This window comes from Amycolatopsis sp. NPDC114484, from assembly GCF_055633755.1.
Window position 1 is genome coordinate 53265 of the sequence record NZ_JBVKDQ010000030.1, and the last position, 17451, is coordinate 70715.

Annotated in this window: 15 protein-coding genes; 7 read left to right on the forward strand and 8 right to left on the reverse strand. The window is 69.4% G+C overall.

The window, feature by feature from the left end:
- Positions 1-38 precede the first annotated feature (38 nt).
- The 4 genes from ACZ7SW_RS40570 to ACZ7SW_RS40585 all read right to left on the reverse strand — a co-directional run bounded on the left by ACZ7SW_RS40570 (position 39) and on the right by ACZ7SW_RS40585 (position 6191).
- Positions 39-680, reverse strand: a complete 642-nt coding sequence (locus ACZ7SW_RS40570) for a hypothetical protein (RefSeq protein WP_470235669.1) — start codon at positions 678-680, stop codon at positions 39-41.
- 9 nt (positions 681-689) lie between these two features.
- Positions 690-4562 (reverse strand): ATP-dependent RNA helicase HrpA, encoded by a 3873-nt coding sequence (gene hrpA / locus ACZ7SW_RS40575; RefSeq protein ID WP_470235670.1) that lies wholly within the window; start codon positions 4560-4562, stop codon positions 690-692.
- Between the two features lie 76 nt (positions 4563-4638).
- Positions 4639-5832 (reverse strand): cation:proton antiporter, encoded by a 1194-nt coding sequence (locus ACZ7SW_RS40580; protein ID WP_470235671.1) that lies wholly within the window; start codon positions 5830-5832, stop codon positions 4639-4641.
- A gap of 41 nt (positions 5833-5873) precedes the next feature.
- Positions 5874-6191 carry a hypothetical protein gene (locus ACZ7SW_RS40585; protein ID WP_470235672.1) on the reverse strand — a complete coding sequence of 106 codons (318 nt, stop codon included), beginning with the start codon at positions 6189-6191 and terminating at the stop codon, positions 5874-5876.
- A 290-nt stretch (positions 6192-6481) separates the two neighbouring features.
- Between ACZ7SW_RS40585 and ACZ7SW_RS40590 the strand changes: the two genes are divergently transcribed.
- Both ACZ7SW_RS40590 and ACZ7SW_RS40595 read left to right on the forward strand, forming a co-directional pair.
- Entirely contained in the window at positions 6482-7339 is an 858-nt protein-coding gene (locus ACZ7SW_RS40590; protein WP_470235673.1) for a chitosanase, read from the forward strand.
- Entirely contained in the window at positions 7303-7887 is a 585-nt protein-coding gene (locus ACZ7SW_RS40595; RefSeq protein ID WP_470235674.1) for a L,D-transpeptidase family protein, read from the forward strand. Before ACZ7SW_RS40590 ends, ACZ7SW_RS40595 begins: the two co-directional genes overlap by 37 nt.
- Here ACZ7SW_RS40595 and ACZ7SW_RS40600 read toward each other — a convergent pair.
- The 3 genes from ACZ7SW_RS40600 to ACZ7SW_RS40610 are packed head-to-tail and all read right to left on the reverse strand — an operon-like array spanning position 7853 to position 10016.
- A complete protein-coding gene (locus ACZ7SW_RS40600; protein WP_470235675.1) occupies positions 7853-8836 on the reverse strand; it encodes a PHP domain-containing protein in 984 nt (327 codons plus the stop codon). The two genes, ACZ7SW_RS40595 and ACZ7SW_RS40600, sit on opposite strands and share 35 nt — an antisense overlap.
- A gap of 18 nt (positions 8837-8854) precedes the next feature.
- Positions 8855-9358, reverse strand: a complete 504-nt coding sequence (locus tag ACZ7SW_RS40605; RefSeq protein WP_470235676.1) for a metallophosphoesterase family protein — start codon at positions 9356-9358, stop codon at positions 8855-8857.
- Positions 9359-9362: 4 nt separating this feature from the next.
- The gene (locus ACZ7SW_RS40610; protein WP_470235677.1) at positions 9363-10016 is read right to left on the reverse strand and encodes a GntR family transcriptional regulator; all 654 of its coding nucleotides are present in this window, start codon (positions 10014-10016) and stop codon (positions 9363-9365) included.
- A 118-nt stretch (positions 10017-10134) separates the two neighbouring features.
- On the opposite strand from ACZ7SW_RS40610, the gene araD reads away from it, so the two are divergent.
- Together araD and ACZ7SW_RS40620 are read left to right on the forward strand one after the other, a co-directional pair.
- Positions 10135-11853: an L-arabinonate dehydratase gene (araD, locus tag ACZ7SW_RS40615; RefSeq protein ID WP_470235678.1), complete on the forward strand. Its 1719-nt coding sequence runs from the start codon at positions 10135-10137 to the stop codon at positions 11851-11853.
- Between the two features lie 92 nt (positions 11854-11945).
- On the forward strand, positions 11946-13721 hold the full coding sequence (locus ACZ7SW_RS40620; RefSeq protein ID WP_470235679.1) for a VanW family protein: 1776 nt from the start codon (positions 11946-11948) through the stop codon (positions 13719-13721).
- Here the strand turns inward: ACZ7SW_RS40620 and ACZ7SW_RS40625 are convergent.
- Positions 13705-14382 carry a TetR/AcrR family transcriptional regulator C-terminal domain-containing protein gene (locus ACZ7SW_RS40625; RefSeq protein WP_470235680.1) on the reverse strand — a complete coding sequence of 226 codons (678 nt, stop codon included), beginning with the start codon at positions 14380-14382 and terminating at the stop codon, positions 13705-13707. The genes ACZ7SW_RS40620 and ACZ7SW_RS40625 overlap by 17 nt on opposite strands.
- A gap of 79 nt (positions 14383-14461) precedes the next feature.
- Between ACZ7SW_RS40625 and ACZ7SW_RS40630 the strand changes: the two genes are divergently transcribed.
- Genes ACZ7SW_RS40630 through ACZ7SW_RS40640 form a run of 3 tightly spaced genes read left to right on the forward strand, consistent with a single transcriptional unit; the run spans position 14462 to position 17403 of the window.
- Positions 14462-15028, forward strand: coding sequence for an ester cyclase (locus ACZ7SW_RS40630; RefSeq protein WP_470235681.1), 567 nt, complete (start codon positions 14462-14464; stop codon positions 15026-15028).
- Positions 15029-15070: 42 nt separating this feature from the next.
- The gene (locus ACZ7SW_RS40635; RefSeq protein ID WP_067582806.1) at positions 15071-15841 is read left to right on the forward strand and encodes an ABC transporter ATP-binding protein; all 771 of its coding nucleotides are present in this window, start codon (positions 15071-15073) and stop codon (positions 15839-15841) included.
- Positions 15817-17403, forward strand: a complete 1587-nt coding sequence (locus ACZ7SW_RS40640; RefSeq protein ID WP_470235682.1) for a hypothetical protein — start codon at positions 15817-15819, stop codon at positions 17401-17403. The genes ACZ7SW_RS40635 and ACZ7SW_RS40640 overlap by 25 nt, the downstream gene beginning before the upstream one ends.
- Positions 17404-17451: the final 48 nt, after the last annotated feature.

Consider the following 17451-nt stretch of genomic DNA (forward strand, 5'->3'; position numbering starts at 1 on the left):
AGGCGCGAGTCGGCGGCGGTCGTCCGGCCGGTCCGTCCTCAGTCCCCGATCTTGATATGCATTCGCACGGTTCCGCCGGGATGCGTGCGAAAGTAGGTCAGGACCTGCGCGCTGTCCGCCGTGCATCCGGCGTTCGTGAAGCCGTTTCGTTCCGTGTAGCCCAGAATGACGGAACATTTCGCGATAAAGGTGTACTCGTCGGGCAGCAGCACGAAGAACGTCGCCACCGCGGTGCCCGGCCCGCCGTCATTGCGGAAAATGGCGCTCATCGTGCACGCGGAGCCCTGGCACGGTCCGTCCCATTGGGAGGATCGCACCTGGAAGGAGGGTTCCGCGGGCGCGGTGCCGCTGGGGCTCTCCGAAGTTTCCGGGGTCCTGCCCGGGGTGGTGCTCGGCGTGATTTCGACTGTGCGCACCGGGCTTGTCGGCGGCGCGCCAGCAAGCGTGTCCGTCGCCTGCGACCTGCTGGCCCCGGCGACCGAATCGCCCGCGGCTCCGGAAACCGGCGCGGTTTTGCTCGCGGGCGGCGAAATCCATTCCTTTACCGGATTGAACCCGGTCAGCGTGGTGACGGCCACCAGAATAGCCAGAACACCGCTCACCACGCCGATGATCAACGACCATTTCTTGACGCCGGAATCGTCGTCGGGCTTCTTCGGCTCGTCCCCCTCGCCTGCCATCGGGCGATTCTACAGCGCTTCGTCCAACGCCTTCGTAATCCGCTTCAGCGACACCGGATGCGCCGTCCCCAAGGTCTGCGCGAAGAAGCTCACCCGGAGTTCCTCGATCATCCACCGCACCTCCGCCAGGGCAGGCGACGACGTTCCCGGCGGCAACGCACTCAGCGCGTCCTGGTACTCCTTCGTGATCCACGCGACGTCAGCCATGCGCTGCAGGTCCCGCGTCTGCTCCAGCGGCAGCTTCTCCAGCCGCCGCTCGATGCCGCGCAGATACCGGACCACGTTCGACAGCCGCCCGGCGCCCGTTTCCGTCACGAAGCCCGCGTGCACCAGACCGTCCAGCTGACGGCGGATGTCCGCCAGCGACTCAGCCGGGCCGCGCGTGTCCGACAGGCGCGTTTCGACGTCGATGGCCGCGCGCAGGATCCGCTCGACCTCCGTCAGCACCTCCAGCACCTTCGTGTTCAGCCCCGCCCGCACCTTTTCCAGCAGCGCGGCGAAACCCGCCTCGTCCCAGGCCGGGCCGCCCGCCGAGGCCATCAGTGCGTCAACAGCACAGTCGACACAGTCCTCCAGCAGACCCGCGACGCTGCCGTGCGGATTGCGGTTCAGCACGAGCTTCGAGGAGTTCGACAGCGACCGCGTAATGAACTTCATCGGCGAGTTCAGGTTCAGCCGCAGCATCCGCCGGGTACCGGCCCACATCGCGTGTTGCTGTTCGGCGGGCGTGTCGAGCAGCCGGACGGCCACCGACTCGCCCTCGTCCACGAGCGCCGGATACGCCTTCACGTCGTGGCCGCGCCGGGTGGAGGCGAACACCTTCGGCAGCTCGCCGAACGACGGCTGCACCAGGCCGGCCTTCTCAATGCTGTTGGCGGCCTTGGAAATCGTCTCCCGCACGCGCGGCGCGAGACGGCGCTTCAGCTCGTCCAGGTCCTTGCCCTCGGCCACCCGCTTGCCGCGCTCGTCCACCACGCGGAACGTCATCCGGAGGTGGTCCGGCACCGTCGAAAGATCCCACGCCGAATGCGGGACGTCGATGCCGCGCATCGCGTGCAGCTCGTCGCCCAGGATGTCGAGCAGCGGACCGTCCGAAGGGGACATTCGCGTCAACGCGTCGGCGGCCGTGTCCGGAGCCGGGACGAAGTTGCGCCGCAACGTTTTCGGCAGCGATTTGATCAGCTGAGTCGCCAGCTCGCCGCGCAGCCCGGGCACCTGCCAGTCGAAACCGTCCGGCGTCACCTGGTTCAGCACTGGCAGCGGAATGTGCACGGTCACACCGTCGGCATCCGCGCCGGGCTCGAACTGGTAGGTCAGTTTGAAGACGTGCGTGCCCTGCGTCCACGAGTCCGGGTAGTCCGATTCCCGGACCGCGCCCGCGACCTCGTTGATGAGCATGGACTTCTCGAACGACAGCAGGTCCGGCTCGTTCCGCCGCGCCTTCTTCCACCAGCTGTCGAAATGCCGCACGGACACGACGTCCTCGGGCACTCGCGCGTCGTAGAACTCGTACAGCGTCTGGTCGTCCACCAGGATGTCGCGCCGCCGGGCGCGGTTCTCCAGGTCCTCGACCTCGTCCAGCAGCGCGCGGTTCTCCGCGAAGAACCGGTGGTTCGTGTGCCAGTCGCCCTCGACGAGCGCGTGCCGGATGAACATCGCGCGCGAGATCTCCGGGTCGATCCGGCCGTAGTTCACCCGCCGGTCGGCGACGAGCGGCACGCCGTACAGCGTCACCTTCTCGGTCGCCATCACCGCGCCCTGCTTGCGCTCCCAGTGCGGCTCCGAATACGAACGCTTCACCACGTGCTGCGCGAGCGGTTCGACCCAGTCCGGCTCGATCCGGGCGTTGACCCGGCCCCACAGCCGCGACGTCTCCACCAGCTCGGCCGACATCACCCAGCGCGGCTGCTTCTTGAACAGCGCCGAACCGGGGAACACCGAGAACCGTGCCCCGCGCGCGCCCAGGTAGTCGCCCTTCGCCGGGTCCTTGAGCCCGATGTGCGACAGCAACCCGGAAATCAGCGCCGTGTGCACGTGCTGCGGTTCGGCGGGCGTGGTGCTGAGCGTGATGCCGAGCGGTTTGGCGAGCTGGCGCAGCTGGCCGAAGATGTCCTGCCACTCGCGGATCCGCAGGTAGTTCAGGTATTCGGTACGGCACATCCGGCGGAACTGGTTGCCGGTCAACGTTTTCTGCTGTTCGCTGACGTACTCCCACAGCTTCAGGTAGGAGAGGAAGTCCGACGTCGGGTCCGCGAACCGGGAGTGCTGCGCGTCGGCGGCCTGCTGTTTCTCCGCCGGACGCTCGCGCGGGTCCTGAATGGACAGTGCGGCGGCGATGATCATCACCTCGCGCACGCAGCCGTTCCGCGCGGCCTCCAGCACCATCCGGCCCATCCGCGGGTCCACCGGCAGCAGCGCCAGCTTCCGGCCGACCTCGGTGAGCTTCGAGGAATCGCCGGTCTCGAACGCGCCGAGTTCCTGCAGCAGCTGCACGCCGTCGGTGACCTGGCGGCGGTCCGGCGGCTCCACGAACGGGAACGCGTTCATGTCGCCCAGGCCGAGCGACGTCATCTGGAGGATGACCGACGCCAGGTTCGTCCGCAGGATCTCCGGATCGGTGAACTCCGGCCGCGATTCGAAGTCTTCCTCGGAGTACAGCCGGATGCAGATGCCGTCCGAGGTACGCCCGCAACGGCCCTTGCGCTGGTTCGCCGACGCCTGCGAAATCGCCTCGATCGGCAGCCGCTGCACCTTCGTGCGGTGGCTGTAGCGCGAGATGCGCGCGGTCCCCGGATCGATCACGTACTTGATCCCGGGCACGGTCAGCGAGGTCTCGGCGACGTTCGTGGCCAGCACGATCCGCCGTCCGGTGTGCCGCTGGAACACGCGGTGCTGATCGGCCGCGGAGAGCCGCGCGTACAGCGGCAGCACCTCGGTGTTCCGCAGGTCCAGCCGGTTCAGCACGTCCGCGGTGTCGCGGATTTCGCGCTCGCCGGAGAGGAACACGAGGATGTCGCCCGGCGCCTCGCCGGACAGCTCCTGGACCGCCTCGGCGATCGCCTGCGTCTGGTCGCGGTCCGGGTCGCCCTCGGGCTCGTCCGGGTCCACGAGCGGGCGGTAGCGCACCTCGACCGGGTAGGTCCGGCCGGAGACCTCGACGATCGGCGCGTCGTCGAAATGCCGCGAGAAGCGCTCCGGGTCGATGGTCGCCGAGGTGATGACGACCTTCAGGTCCGGACGGCGCGGCAGCAGCTGCTTGAGGTAGCCGAGGATGAAGTCGATGTTGAGGCTGCGCTCGTGCGCCTCGTCGATGATCAGCGTGTCGTACTGGCGCAGCATCCGGTCGGTCTGGATCTCGGCCAGCAGGATGCCGTCGGTCATCAGCTTGACCAGGGTGTCCTGGCCGGAGTGGTCGGTGAACCGGACCTTGTAGCCGACGGTGTCGCCCAGTTCGGTCTTCAGCTCGCTGGCGATCCGGTCGGCGACCGTGCGCGCGGCCAGCCGGCGCGGCTGGGTGTGCCCGATCTGCCCGCGCACGCCGCGGCCCAGCTCGAGGCAGATCTTCGGCAGCTGCGTGGTCTTGCCCGACCCGGTCTCCCCCGCGACGATCACCACCTGGTGGTCGCGGATCGCGTCGCCGATCTCGTCCTTGAGCCTGCTGACCGGCAGTTCGGCCGGGTACTCGATCTTCGGCACGCTCTCGCGGCGCTGCCGCACGCGCAGCAGCGCCGTTTCGACGTCGGCGGCGATGCGCTCGGCCGTCTCCTGCTTGCCACGAGACCGGCGCGCGCCGTCGAGACGACGACGGAGCCGGTACTCGTCGCGCAGCATCAGTTCGGGCAGCTGGGCGCGCAGCTCTGCGAAGGGGGATGGAGTGGACATACTTGGAGCAAGGATAGCCGTGCGTGACCGTCGTGGCTTCCGAATATGCCGCGAGTGACAGCCCGGCACCCCCGGCTCACGACACCGGGGCCGGGCGCGGCCGCCCGAGCTTGGCCGGAAGCAGCCAGGTCAGCCGGTCCGAGCGGAGCACCGCGAGCGGCCCGATCACGGCCAGGAGCAGCACGTACCCGGCGACGAACGGGGCCACCCGCGCATCGAGCCCGGCCGTGGTCGCCATTGCCGCCAGCACCAGCGAGAACTCGCCCCGGGTGAGCACGGTCAGCCCGATGTTCACGCCTTCCTGCCGGTCGAAGCCGTGCAGGCGGGCGGCGAACGCTCCGGCGGCGAGGTTCAGCACCAGCGTCAGCACGACCGCGGCGAGCACCGGGAGAACGACCGTGCCGACCGCGCCCGGGTCGATCGACAGCCCGAAGATGAAGAAGAACAGCGCGCCGAACGCGTCCCGCAGCGGCAGCACCAGCTTGTGCACCCGCGGCGCGACCTTGGAATTGCCGAGCATCATGCCGACCATGAACGCGCCGATCGCGTCGGAAACGCCCACCTCCTCGGCCACCGCGGCGCCGAGCACGGCCACACCGACGAAGCAGACGGTCAGCAGTTCGTCGTCCGCCGAGCCGAACAGCCGCGACACCAGCCGTCCGCCCCAGCGGGCCAGCGCGGCGAGCACGAGCAGGAAGCCGAACGCCTTGCCGAAGTCGGCGAGCGCCGCGCCGAAGCCGTCCGCGCCGGACAGCACCGGCTGCAGCAGCGCCAGGTACAGCGCGAGGAAGAGGTCTTCCAGCACAATGATGCCCATGATCAGGCGGGATTCCCGGTTGTTCATCCGCCGGGTTTCCAGGAGCAGTTTGGTGACGATGGCCGAGGAGGAGATGCCGATCGCGCCGGCGATCACCAGCGCCTCGCGCGCGCCCCAGCCCAGCGCGAAGCCGAACGCGAGCCCGCCGCCGACGTTCAGCACCAGGTACGCCAGCCCCGCCCAGGCGAGCCTGGCGCCGCCGCGGGCGAGGTCGTCGAGCGAGAACTCCAGTCCGAGATAGAAGAGCAGGAACACGAGCCCGAGCCCGGCCAGTACGCCGAACTCGGCCGGATCGTCCACAAGGGACAGTCCGGGGGTGTGCGGGCCGAAGACGAAACCGGCCAGCATGAACAGGGGAATCGTGGGCAGCCCGATCCGGGCGCCGACGCGGGCGAGGGCGCCGGCGGCGAGAAACGCGCCGCCGACGGCCAGCAAAGCATGACCGTTGCTCATGAAATCCTCTTAAGAGCCGGGTACAGGCGGGGAACGAGTACTCAGCAATCGGGAGGGGCCCGCGCCGCGGCGGGCGCTGGCGCGCGGTCCAGTTCGACCGGTGGCGCGGCGGAGAACGGGACGGTGCGCCAATCCGGCCGCGCGAGGCGGATTTCGCCCGGGGCGTCGGCGAGCGGCAGCGGATGCGCCGCCACGAGATGCGGGCCTTGTTCCTGGACCAGAGCCGGTTCGGGGTCGTGCGGACGCGGGCCCGCCGGTCCCGGGCCGGGGACTGCGACGCCGAGCAGGAGCAGCGCGGCGAGCAGCAGGACGAGGATGGACCGGTGCCGTGGCGCGGGAGCGGCGGCAGCAGTCGTCATCTCGGGTCGAGTTTACCATGTCTTTAATGTGCGCCGAGGGCTCTCCGCGACATCCATAGTGGACAGTCCAACGAAGACTCCCGCAGTTCCAGCGGATTTTCGGCCGCCTTCAGGCAATCTTCATCGTCCACAGTGGACGGCCCGTGTTCACATCCGTGAAAAATTTTCGCATCCCTTGCCCCACGGCTTCACGCTCGGTTATCGTGGCGCTACGCCGCAGCAGTACCCGGAACCGGTCCCTTCGCCGGTCCGGCCGCCTTGCCCACGTACCGCGGAAAGGGATTCCCCTCATGCGCAAGACGACGCGGCCCACGCTGGTCGCCGGTCTCACGGCCGCCTCGGCCCTGGCCCTCGTGCTCAGCACTCCCGCTCTCTCGGCCGCCGCCGTGCCCGCCCCGCTCGCCGCCTCGGCAGTGTCTTCATCGGTGCTGGGCTCCGGCGGCGACCTCGCGTCTCCGGAGAAGAAGGAGATCGCGATGCAGCTGGTGTCGAGCGCGGAAAACTCGTCGCTCGACTGGAAGAAGCAGTACTCCTACATCGAGGACATCAAGGACGGCCGCGGCTACACGGCGGGCATCATCGGATTCTGCTCCGGCACCGGCGACATGCTCGAACTGGTGCAGGCCTACACCAAATCCGTGCCGGACAACCCGCTGGCGAAGTTCTTGCCCGCACTGGAAAAGGTCAACGGCTCCGATTCGCACGACGGTCTCGGCGCGCCGTTCGAGAACGCCTGGAAGGAAGCCGCGGGCACGAAGGAATTCCAGGCCGCGCAGGACAGCGAGCGCGACCGCGTCTACTTCGACCCGGCGGTGAACCAGGCCAAGTCCGACGGCCTTGGCGCGCTCGGCCAGTTCATCTACTACGACGCCATCGTGATGCACGGCCCCGGCACGAGCACCGACAGCTTCGGCGGCATCCGCGACGCCGCGCTGTCGAAGGCGAAGCCACCGGCCCAGGGCGGCGACGAAACCGCTTATCTCAAGGCGTTTCTCGACGCGCGCAAGGTGGTCATGAAGAAGGAAGAGGCGCACGCGGACACCTCCCGCGTCGACACCGAACAGCTCGTCTTCCTCAACGACGGCAACCTCGATCTGCACACGCCGCTGAAGTGGAAGGTCTACGGCGACCCGTACGAGATCAACTGAACCCGCAACAGGTTCTCGCGGTCACCGCGCACAGCGCGTCCGCATGGGACCACGACGGCGGCCGCTGGGTACGGGCACTCGGTCCGTACCCAGCGGACGTCGGCGCGCAAGGAATCGGCGTTGCGAGCGAAGGACTTTCGCGCACGCCCGCCGGAATCTGGCCGCTCACCGAGGCGTTCGGCATCGAGCCGAACCCGGGCACCCGGCTCCCCTGCCGGCAGGTGACCACTTTGGACTGGTGGGTGTCCGATGTGCACTCTCCGCTCTACAACACGCATTACCGAGGCGCACCAGGCCCATTCGATGAAGCGGCGGGCGAGAATCTCGGTACGGCAGGCCCGGCGTACGCGCACGCGGTGGTGATCGACTACAACCGCTCGCCGGTCGTGCCCGGCGCCGGTTCGGCGTTCTTCCTGCACGTGGCCACCGGCGGGCCGACCGCGGGCTGTGTCGCGCTGGCCCGCGACGAGCTGATCGCCGTGCTGCGCTGGCTCGATCCCGCTCGGAATCCCGTTATCGCAATAACTGGTCGGCCGTCCGCGTGTTGATGACCCGTTCCGGCCCGATGCCCGCGTTTTCCGCCCGCTCGCAGCCGTAGACCTGCCAGTCGAGCTGGCCGGGCGCGTGCGCGTCGCTGTCGATGGCGAACTCGCAGCCCAGCTCGACGGCCTGGCGCAGCAACCGCGTCGGCGGATCGAGCCGGTCCGGCCGCGAGTTGATCTCCACCGCCACCCCGTTTTCGCGGCAGGCGGTGAACACCTTCTCCGAGTTGAACTGCGACTCCGGCCTGCTCCGTCCGCCGACCAGCCGTCCGGTGCAGTGCCCCAGCACGCGGACGTGCGGGTTCTCGACAGCGGCCAGCATCCGCGGGGTCATCTCCCGTGCGGGCATGCGGAGCTTCGAGTGCACGCTCGCCACCACGAAATCCAGCCGGTCCAGCAGCTTCTCGGTCTGGTCGAGCGCGCCGTCGTCGAGGATGTCGACCTCGATGCCGTGCAGCAGGCGAAACGGGGCCAGCTGCTCGTTCACCCGCGCGACTTCGTCCATCTGCGCGCGCAGCCGCTCCGGGGACAGGCCGCGCGCGACGGTCAGCCGCGGCGAATGGTCGGTGAGCACGATCCACTCGTGCCCCAGCTCGCGTGCCGTCTCGGCCATCTCGAGGATCGGGCTGCCGCCGTCGGACCAGTCGGAGTGCGTGTGACAGTCGCCGCGAAGCGCCGTACGCAACGCACCGCCGTCCGGGAACTTGCTTTCGGGCAGCTTCGCCGCGTACGCAGGCGTACGGTCGTGCCACGCGTCTTCAATGACCCCAGCAGTGGCTTTGCCGATCCCCTTCAACGCCTGAAGCGTCTTCGCACCGACGCGGGACGTCAGCTCGTCCTCGGACAACCGGTCGACCACCGCGGCGGCCTGACGGAACGCGCGCACCCGGTAAGTGGGTTCACCGGCGCGTTCGAGCTGGAAGGCGATGTCGCGCAGGGCGCGGGCCGGGTCCATGACTCCTGTTTTACCCGTTCAGCCGCGCCGAGGCAGCTCGTGCAGCTCGACGTCGCCGAGCCGGCCGTCGCGGATTTCGGCGGTTTGGTAGGTGCAGAACGGCTGCCGCCGCCGGTCGGTCGGCGAACCGGGGTTGAGCAGCCGCAGCCCGCCGGGCGTCACTGAATCCCACGGGATGTGGCTGTGGCCGAAGATCAGCACGTCCACGTCGGGATACCGCGCATCGCAGCGGGCCGGACGGCCCTTCGCGTCGCCGGTCTCGTGGACCACCGCCAGCCGGACGCCCTCCAGTGTCTCGCGCGCCACCTCGGGCAGACGTTTCCGCAGTTCAGGACCGTCGTTGTTGCCGTAGACGCCGATCAGCCGGGCGCTGCGGGCATCAAGCGCGTCGAGAGTGTCCACGTCGACCCAGTCGCCCGCGTGCACCACGACATCGGCCTGCGCGACTTCGTCCCAGACCTGCGCCGGCAGTTCCTTCGCCCGCTTGGGCAGGTGGGTGTCCGCGAGGAGCAGCAACCGCACGCCGTCACTCCTCCCCGATCGCCTCGAGCACGTGGTCTAGGAACGCCGCGATGTGCGCTCGCAGCAGCTCCGCCGCGCCGTCCTCGTCGCCCTTCTTCGCGGCGGCGAGCACGGCCTTGTGCTCGTTCCATTCCTTGCGCCAGCTGGGATTCGCGTCCCAGCCGACGACCGTGATCAGCGCCGCGCGGTCGCGCAGATCGTCCAGCATCGACACCATCAGCGGGTTGCCGCAGCCCGCGTACAGCGCGCGATGGAACCGCCGGTTCAACAGGCTCATCGTGGTCTGGTCGGCATCGGCGGCCGAGGCTTCCTTGAGGATCTGCCCGGCCTCGTCGAACCCCGTCCGGTCCGCCGAACGCACGGCGCGGCGCAGCGCTTCGGGCTCCAGCACCATCCGCACGTCGTAGACCGACCGCGCCAGCTCCGCGTCGACCACGCACACCGAGGCGCCCTTGTACGGGCTGAACGTGACCAGCCCGGTGTTGGACAGCACCTTGAGCGCCTCGCGCACGGGCGTCTTCGACACCCCGAGCCGCGCGGCCAGCTCCGCCTCCACCAGCTGCTGACCGGGCACCAGCTCGCGGGCGAGAATGCCGCGCCGGATCTCCTCCAGCACCACCTCGGTGCGGGAGGCGGGGAGGCTGAACGTGGACGGCATGCCGACCCTCCTGGCTTTCGCGCTCGTCCCCGCACATTCAACCAGGCGGGCGTCTCCGAGCGTCGACACGTACGATCATATATCAGATGCCATCCGCCGACCGAGGAGACGCAGCCCGATGAAGGCACCCGAGGACTTGCGCAGCCACCGCTGGTTCGGCGGCGACGACCTGCGGAATTTCAGCCACCGCACCCGCGCCCGCCAGCTCGGCTACGAGGCCGAGGAGCACCTCGGCAAGCCGGTGATCGGCATCCTCAACACCTGGAGCGACATCAACCCGTGCCACCAGCACCTGCGCGAACGCGCGGAGCAGGTCAAGCGCGGCGTGTGGCAGGCGGGCGGATTCCCGCTGGAGTTCCCGGTGGCGACGCTGTCGGAGACCTACCAGAAGCCGACGCCGATGCTGTACCGGAATCTGCTGGCGATGGAGACCGAGGAACTGCTGCGGTCGTATCCGGTCGACGGCGCGGTGCTGATGGGCGGCTGCGACAAGACCACCCCGGCGCTGCTGATGGGTGCCGCGAGCGCGGGGCTGCCGTCGATTTTCGTGCCCGCCGGGCCGATGCTGCGCGGAAACTGGCGCGGCGAGGTGCTCGGCAGCGGCACCGACATGTGGAAGTACTGGGACGAACGGCGCGCGGGCACGATCGGCGACCGCGAACTGGCCGAACTGGAACGCGGTCTCGCCCGCTCCCCCGGACACTGCATGACGATGGGCACCGCGTCGACCATGACGTCCGCCGCCGAGGTACTCGGGCTGACGCTGCCCGGCGCGGCGTCGATCCCGGCGGTCGATTCCGCGCACCACCGGATGGCCGCGGCGAGCGGCGCGCGGATCGTGGGCATGGTGCGGGAAGACCTCACGATCGCGAAGATCCTCGACGAACGCGCGTACGCCGACGCGATCACCACGGTGCTGGCGCTCGGCGGGTCGACCAACGCGGTGATCCACCTGATCGCGATGGCCGGGCGCAGCGGGATCTCCTTGTCCTTGAAGGATTTCGACGAGATCGCACGGCGGGTGCCGGTGCTGGCGAACATCCGGCCGGGCGGCGACTGGCTGATGGAGGACTTCTATTACGCGGGCGGCCTGCCCGGGCTGTTGTCCCGCTTGACCGACCTGCTGCACCTCGACCGGATCACCGTCACCGGGCGTCCGCTCGCCGACTCTCTCGCCGACGCCCGCGTGCACAACGACGACGTGATCCGCGCGCGCGACAACCCGGTCGCCAGCGAAGGCGGCGTGGCCGTGCTGCACGGGAACCTCGCTCCCGGCGGCGCGGTGATCAAGCACATCGCCGCCGACCCGTCCCTGCTGACCCACACCGGTCCGGCGGTGGTTTTCGACAACTACGCGGACCTGAAGAAGCGCATCGACGACCCGGCGCTGGGTATCACCGCCGATTCCGTATTGGTGCTGCGCGGGTCCGGTCCGCTCGGCGGTCCCGGGATGCCCGAGTACGGGATGCTGCCGATCCCGGCGCACCTGCTGGAACAAGGCGTGCGGGACATGGTGCGGATCTCCGACGCCCGGATGAGCGGCACCAGCTACGGCGCGTGCGTGCTGCACGTGGCCCCGGAATCGCACGTCGGCGGTCCGCTCGCGCTCGTCCGCGACGGCGACCTGATCACCCTGGACGTGCCTTCCCGGACGTTGCGGCTGCAGGTGGACGACGCCGAGCTGGAGCGTCGCCGCGCTTCGTGGGCCGCCCCCGCGCCGAGGTTCGAGCGGGGTTACGGTGCGCTGTACGCGGAGCACATCACGCAGGCCGACGAGGGCTGCGACTTCGACTTCCTCGCCCGCGCCGGCGCCAATCCGGAACCGGACGCCGGGTGACCGGTTTGTTCCGCTGGGGGCAGTAGTCCGGCATGTCCGGCTCGGCCCGTACGCTGTGCCCCTGACCGCAGCGAATCGAAGGGGTCGTAGAGGTGCAGTACGAACCGCGCTGGCCGGAAACCGACAGCGACCAGACCGAGATCCTGCCGGTCGTGCCGCCCGAGGAACCTCCGTCCCCGCCGCGAAGGCGCGGCCTGCGCAAAGCGGGCTGGATCAGCGGCGGCGTGCTCGGCGTCCTGGTCGTCGCCTACCTCATCGACCTGCTGACCAGCCAGGGCCGGGTGCCGCGCGGCGTCGTCGTGGCCGGCGTGGACGTCGGCGGGCTGGAGCGGCCGGTCGCCGAACGCGAACTGCGCGGGAAGATCGAACCGCGGCTCACCCAGCCGCTCACCGTCACCGCGGGCAACGCGCACACCAAGCTGTCGCCGACCGAGGCCGGGCTGGGGCTCGACTGGAGCGGCACCCTCGACCAGGCGGGCGACCAGCCGGTCAACCCCTTCACCCGGCTCGCGTCGTTCTTCAGCACCCGGGAACTGGGCGTCGTGTCGCACGTCGAGGCCGAGAAACTCGACCCGGCGCTCGAGGACCTGCGCGGGCGCGTCGACCGGGAGCCGGTCGAGGGCACGATCCGGTTCGACGGCGCCACCCCGGTCGCGGTGCCGCCGCAGGCCGGGCAAAAGCTCGATGTCGCGGCCGCTCGCGCGAAGGTGCTGAGCGGCTGGGCTTCCAGCAACGAACTGACGCTGCCGGTCGCGCCGACGCCGGTTCGCACCACCGCCGAGGGCGTCCAGCGGGCGCTCGCCGAATTCGCCAAGCCCGCGGTGTCCGCGCCGATCGTGGTCAAGGGCGAAGGCGCGGACGCGACCCTGACGCCGGAGCAGATCGCCGGCGCGCTCACGTTCGTGCCCGGCGACGGCGGCGGCCTCGCCCCGCAGGTCGACCCGAAGAAGGTCACCGACGCGCTCGCGCCGCAGCTGAAGTCCACCGAACAGGAGGGCAAGGACGCGGCCATCGCGTTCTCCGGCGGCAAACCGGTCGTCGAACCGTCCGCCGACGGCAACACGGTCGACTGGGAGCAGAGCCTCAAGCCGCTGCCGAACACGCTGAAGCAGACCGATTCGCGCGAGCTGAAGGCGATCTACAAGAAGACGCCCGCGAAGGTCACCACCGAGCAGGCGGACAAGCTGGGCGTCAAGGAAGTCATCGGCGAATTCAGCACCGGCGGGTTCGCCGCCGACTCCGGCACGAACATCCGCGTGGTCGCCGAGAAGGTGAACGGCGCGATCGTGAAACCGGGAGAAACGTTCAGCCTCAACGGGTTCACCGGTCCGCGCGGACGTCCGCAGGGCTACGTCGAGGCTGGTGTGATCGAAAACGGCGCGCCCGCCCGCGAGGTCGGCGGCGGCATTTCGCAGTTCGCCACCACGCTGTACAACGCGGCGTACTTCTCCGGAATGAAGGACGCCGGGCACAAGGAACACAGCTACTACATCAGCCGTTACCCGGCCGCGCGCGAGGCCACGGTGTTCCAGAATCCCAACGGCGCCAGCGTGATCGATCTGAAGTTCACCAACGACTCGGACACCGGCGTCGCGATCCAGACGGTCTGGACGCCGTCGTCGATCACCGTGAAACTGTGGGGCACCAAGCGGTACACCGTCGAATCGGTTCCCGGCGAGCGGTCGAACCCGACGCCGCCGCCGACGAAACCGGGTCCGGCGGAGAACTGCCACGCGTCCAACGGCGCGCCCGGTTTCACCGCGAGCGACACCCGGATCCTGCGGGACGCCGCGTCGGGCCGGGAAGTTTCGCGGCACACCCGGTCGGTCCGCTACAACCCGCAGCCGAAGATCACCTGCGGGGAGTAGCGAGCCGCTGCATCGTGGCGGCCACCGCCAGGTCGACGGCGAAGGAAAACTCCGCTTCGTGATCACACCGCGCCAGATGCGGCGCGGATTCGACGACGGCGGGAAGTTCGGTCTGCTCCAGTTCGGCCCGGCGGCGGGCGATTCCGGCTTCGTCGGTGACGCCGAACGCCGGTCCCGCGCCGGCCTCGCGCAGGAGCGAGCCGACCACGACGGCCAGCAGCGACCGCAGCAGGTGCACAGCCTCTTCGGGGGACGCGCCTGCCTTGCGCAGCACCGAAAGCACGGCTTCGACCGGCGCGAGCGCGGCGATGGACGGCAACTGTCTGGTTAGGACGAGCGCGGCGGCCTGCGGATGCGCGCGCGTCGCCTTTCGGAAGGACTGGGCGATCGCGCGGAGGTCTTCTTCGGGCTGACCGGTCAAGTCCGGGAGGTCGATCCCGCCGAGCACGTGCCCGGCGACGGCGTCGAGCAAGGCTTCTTTGCCGTCGATGTGGTGGTAGAGGCTCTTCGCGTCCACGCCGAGGCGCTGCCCGACGGTCCGCATGCTCACCGCTGCCGCGCCGTCGGCGTCGACTACTTCCAGCGCGGCCGTCAGGATCGCTTCCCGCGACAGCCGGGCGTCTCCCTTGCGCGGGCGTCCCCGGCGCGTCGTGGTGTTCACGGCTCCATCATGGCGCACTTGCGTTAAACCCACAGCGTGGATTAAATTGCGGTTCCGCTCTCCCGGCTTGGAGGAACCCGTGGACCCGTTGGCGATCCCCGCGCCCGAAGTGCTGCGAGCCCGGCAAAAGCTCGTCCTCGACCACTTCCACGACGAGGTGCGCCAGGACTGGGACGACGTGCTGGCGACGTTCCCGCACCCGCGCTACGAGATCGTCCCGACGATGACCGTGCACGACGGCGATTCCGCAGTGCGCGGCTACTACGACGAAACGCGTCGCGCTTTTCCCGATCAAGACCACGAAATCATCGCGCTGCGGCACAGCGCAGATGCGGTAATCGTTGAGTTCTGGCTTCTCGGCACGCATCTCGGACCACTCGGCACGATTCCGCCGACCGGGCGGCGGTTCCGGGTCCGGATGACCGCGTACTTCCTGTTCGACGCCGGCGAACAGCTGGTGTGCGAACGCATTTACTTCGACACGCTCACCATGCTCCGCCAGCTGCTGCGCGCGTACGACGTCCGGAAACCCACGTCCTGGCCCAAGCTCGTCCGGGCCGTGCGCGGGCTGCTGGCGATGTCCGGAACCCCTGATCCCCGGCTTTCCGGCACCACTCCGCCGGAGCTGTCCGCTTTTTGTCGGTGACCCCTTGTACAGTCGGGCGCACACCACGGGAAGGGGGAACCGGTGTCCGACGACGCGGCCATGGGGCTTTACGGACTCACCAAACGGTTCGGGACCACGCTGGCAGTAGACGATGTGCGGCTGGAAGTGCCACGAGGGTCGTTCTTCGGCCTCGTCGGGCCCAACGGAGCCGGGAAAACGACGTCGTTGTCGATGGCGGTCGGGCTGCTTCGGCCGGACGCCGGCGAAGCGCGCGTGTTCGGAGTGGACGTTTGGCGGGAACCGGAACGGGCGAAAAGCCTGATCGGGGTTCTTCCGGACGGATTGTCCATTCCGGAGCGGCTCACCGGGCGGGAACTGCTGACGTACATGGGCTTGCTGCGCGGGCTCGCGCCGGACACGGTCGCCGAACGCGCGCAGGAACTGCTCGGCGTGCTGGAGCTGACGGACGCCGAGCGCACGCTCGTCATCGACTATTCCGCGGGCATGCGCAAGAAGATCGGCCTCGCGACGGCGTTGCTGCACGGCCCCCGGCTGCTCGTGCTGGACGAACCGTTCGAGGCGGTCGACCCGGTTTCGGCGTCGACGATCCGCACGATCCTGCAGCGGTTCGTCGCTTCCGGCGGCGCGGTCGTGCTGTCGAGCCACGTGATGGCGTTGGTGGAACAGCTGTGCAGCCACGTCGCGGTGATCACGCGCGGGCGCGTCGTCGCCGCGGGCGCGGTGGCTGACGTACGGGGCGAAGGCACGCTGGAAGACGCGTTCGTGCACATTGTCGGCGGGCGGACCGGTGGAGCGGAGGGGCTGGCGTGGTTGGCGTCCTCGTCCGACTGAAGCTGCGGGTCCTGCGCAACTCTCTGCGCGGGCGGCAGATCGCCGGAATCGTCGTCGGCGGCGTCTTCGGTCTCCTGGCGGCCGCGTTCACGGTCGGCGTCGCGGTGTTCCCGGCGCCGGAAGCGCGGATCACCGTCGACCTGCTCACCTCGGTCTACGCGGTGTGGATGGTCGGCTGGGTGCTCGCGCCGATCGCGACCGGCGGCGGAGACGACACCCTGCGGCCGGAACACTTCGCGCTGCTGCCGATCGGCCGGCGCAAGCTGGCGGTGGGCCTGCTCGCGGCGAGTTTCGTGGGCGTCACGGCGCTGGTAAGCCTGCTGGCGTTCCTCGGGCTGGTGTTCTACGGGCTGCGGTTCGGCGCCGGAGCGGCGCTCGTCGGGCTCGTGTTCACGGTGCTGCAGCTGGCGTTCGTGGTGTTGCTGTACCGCGTGGTGATGGCCGCGCTCGGCGCGCTGCTGACGTCACGCAAGGGCAAGGAACTGGGCATCATCCTGGTGGCGCTCACCGGGTTGTCCGGCGTCGCGGTGAACTACGTGATGAAGAGCGTCGGCCCGGCGATCGTCACCGGCCAGATGCCCGGTTTCGTCAGCGTCATGCACGCGCTGCCGTCCGGTTGGGGCACGCTCGCGGTGCACGCCGCCGGGGTCGGCAATTGGGGCACCGTCTGCGGCCTCTTCGCCGCATTGCTCGGCGCAGTGGCGGTTCTGGTCCTGGTCTGGGGCGCGTTGCTGGCCCGTCAGGTCACCACCCCGTCCTTCCGCGGTGCCTCCCGCACCCGCGCGAAGAGCACCCGGACGCGGCGCAGCCTGCTGCCCGCCACTCCGGTCGGTGCCGTGGCGCGCAAGGAGCTTTACACCTGGTGGCGGGACGCCCGCCGACGCGTCGCTCTGCTGTCGACGCTGCTCATCGGCTTCGTCATCACTGTCGTGCCAGCCCTGTCCGGCGGTGGCGGACAGTCGGTGATGCTGCCGTATTTCGGGGTCGCAGTGGTGGTTTTCGCGTCCATGCAGTCCGGCAACCTGTACGGAATGGACGGCAGCGCTCTCTGGCACACGCTGGTCGTCCCCGGTGCCGAACGCGCCGACGTACGCGGCCGGCAACTGGCGTGGGCCCTGATCGTCGCCCCCGTGGCCTTGGTGCTGGCGCTGGTCCTGCCCGGCGTCACCGGCGTGCCGGGCGCGTACCCGTGGGTCCTCGGCCTAGTCCCGGCGACGCTGGGCGCCGGAGCCGGAATCCTGATGCTGCAATCGGTCTTCCTGGCGTTCCCGCTGCCGGATCAACGCCGCAGCGGCAGCCCGTGGTCGTCCGGCGGGCGGCCCGGTTGCGCCCGCGCCGCCCTGATGCTGGCGACGACGCTGCTCATCGTGCTCGGCGCGTTGCCGGTGGTGGCGCTGTGCGTGGCCGGAAAGCTCGCGGACCTGCCCGTGCTTCAGTGGCTGGGCATTCCCGCCGGGATCGCGACCGGCGTCGCACTGGCGTGGTGGTGGGGTTCGCTCGCTCAGCAACGCCTAGTCGCGCGCGGCCCGGAGCTGCTGGCGACCGTCTCCAAAGAACGGTGACAGATTTTTCCCACCGGGTGTCGAATGGCGTCGAGCGCGTTCGTAGCC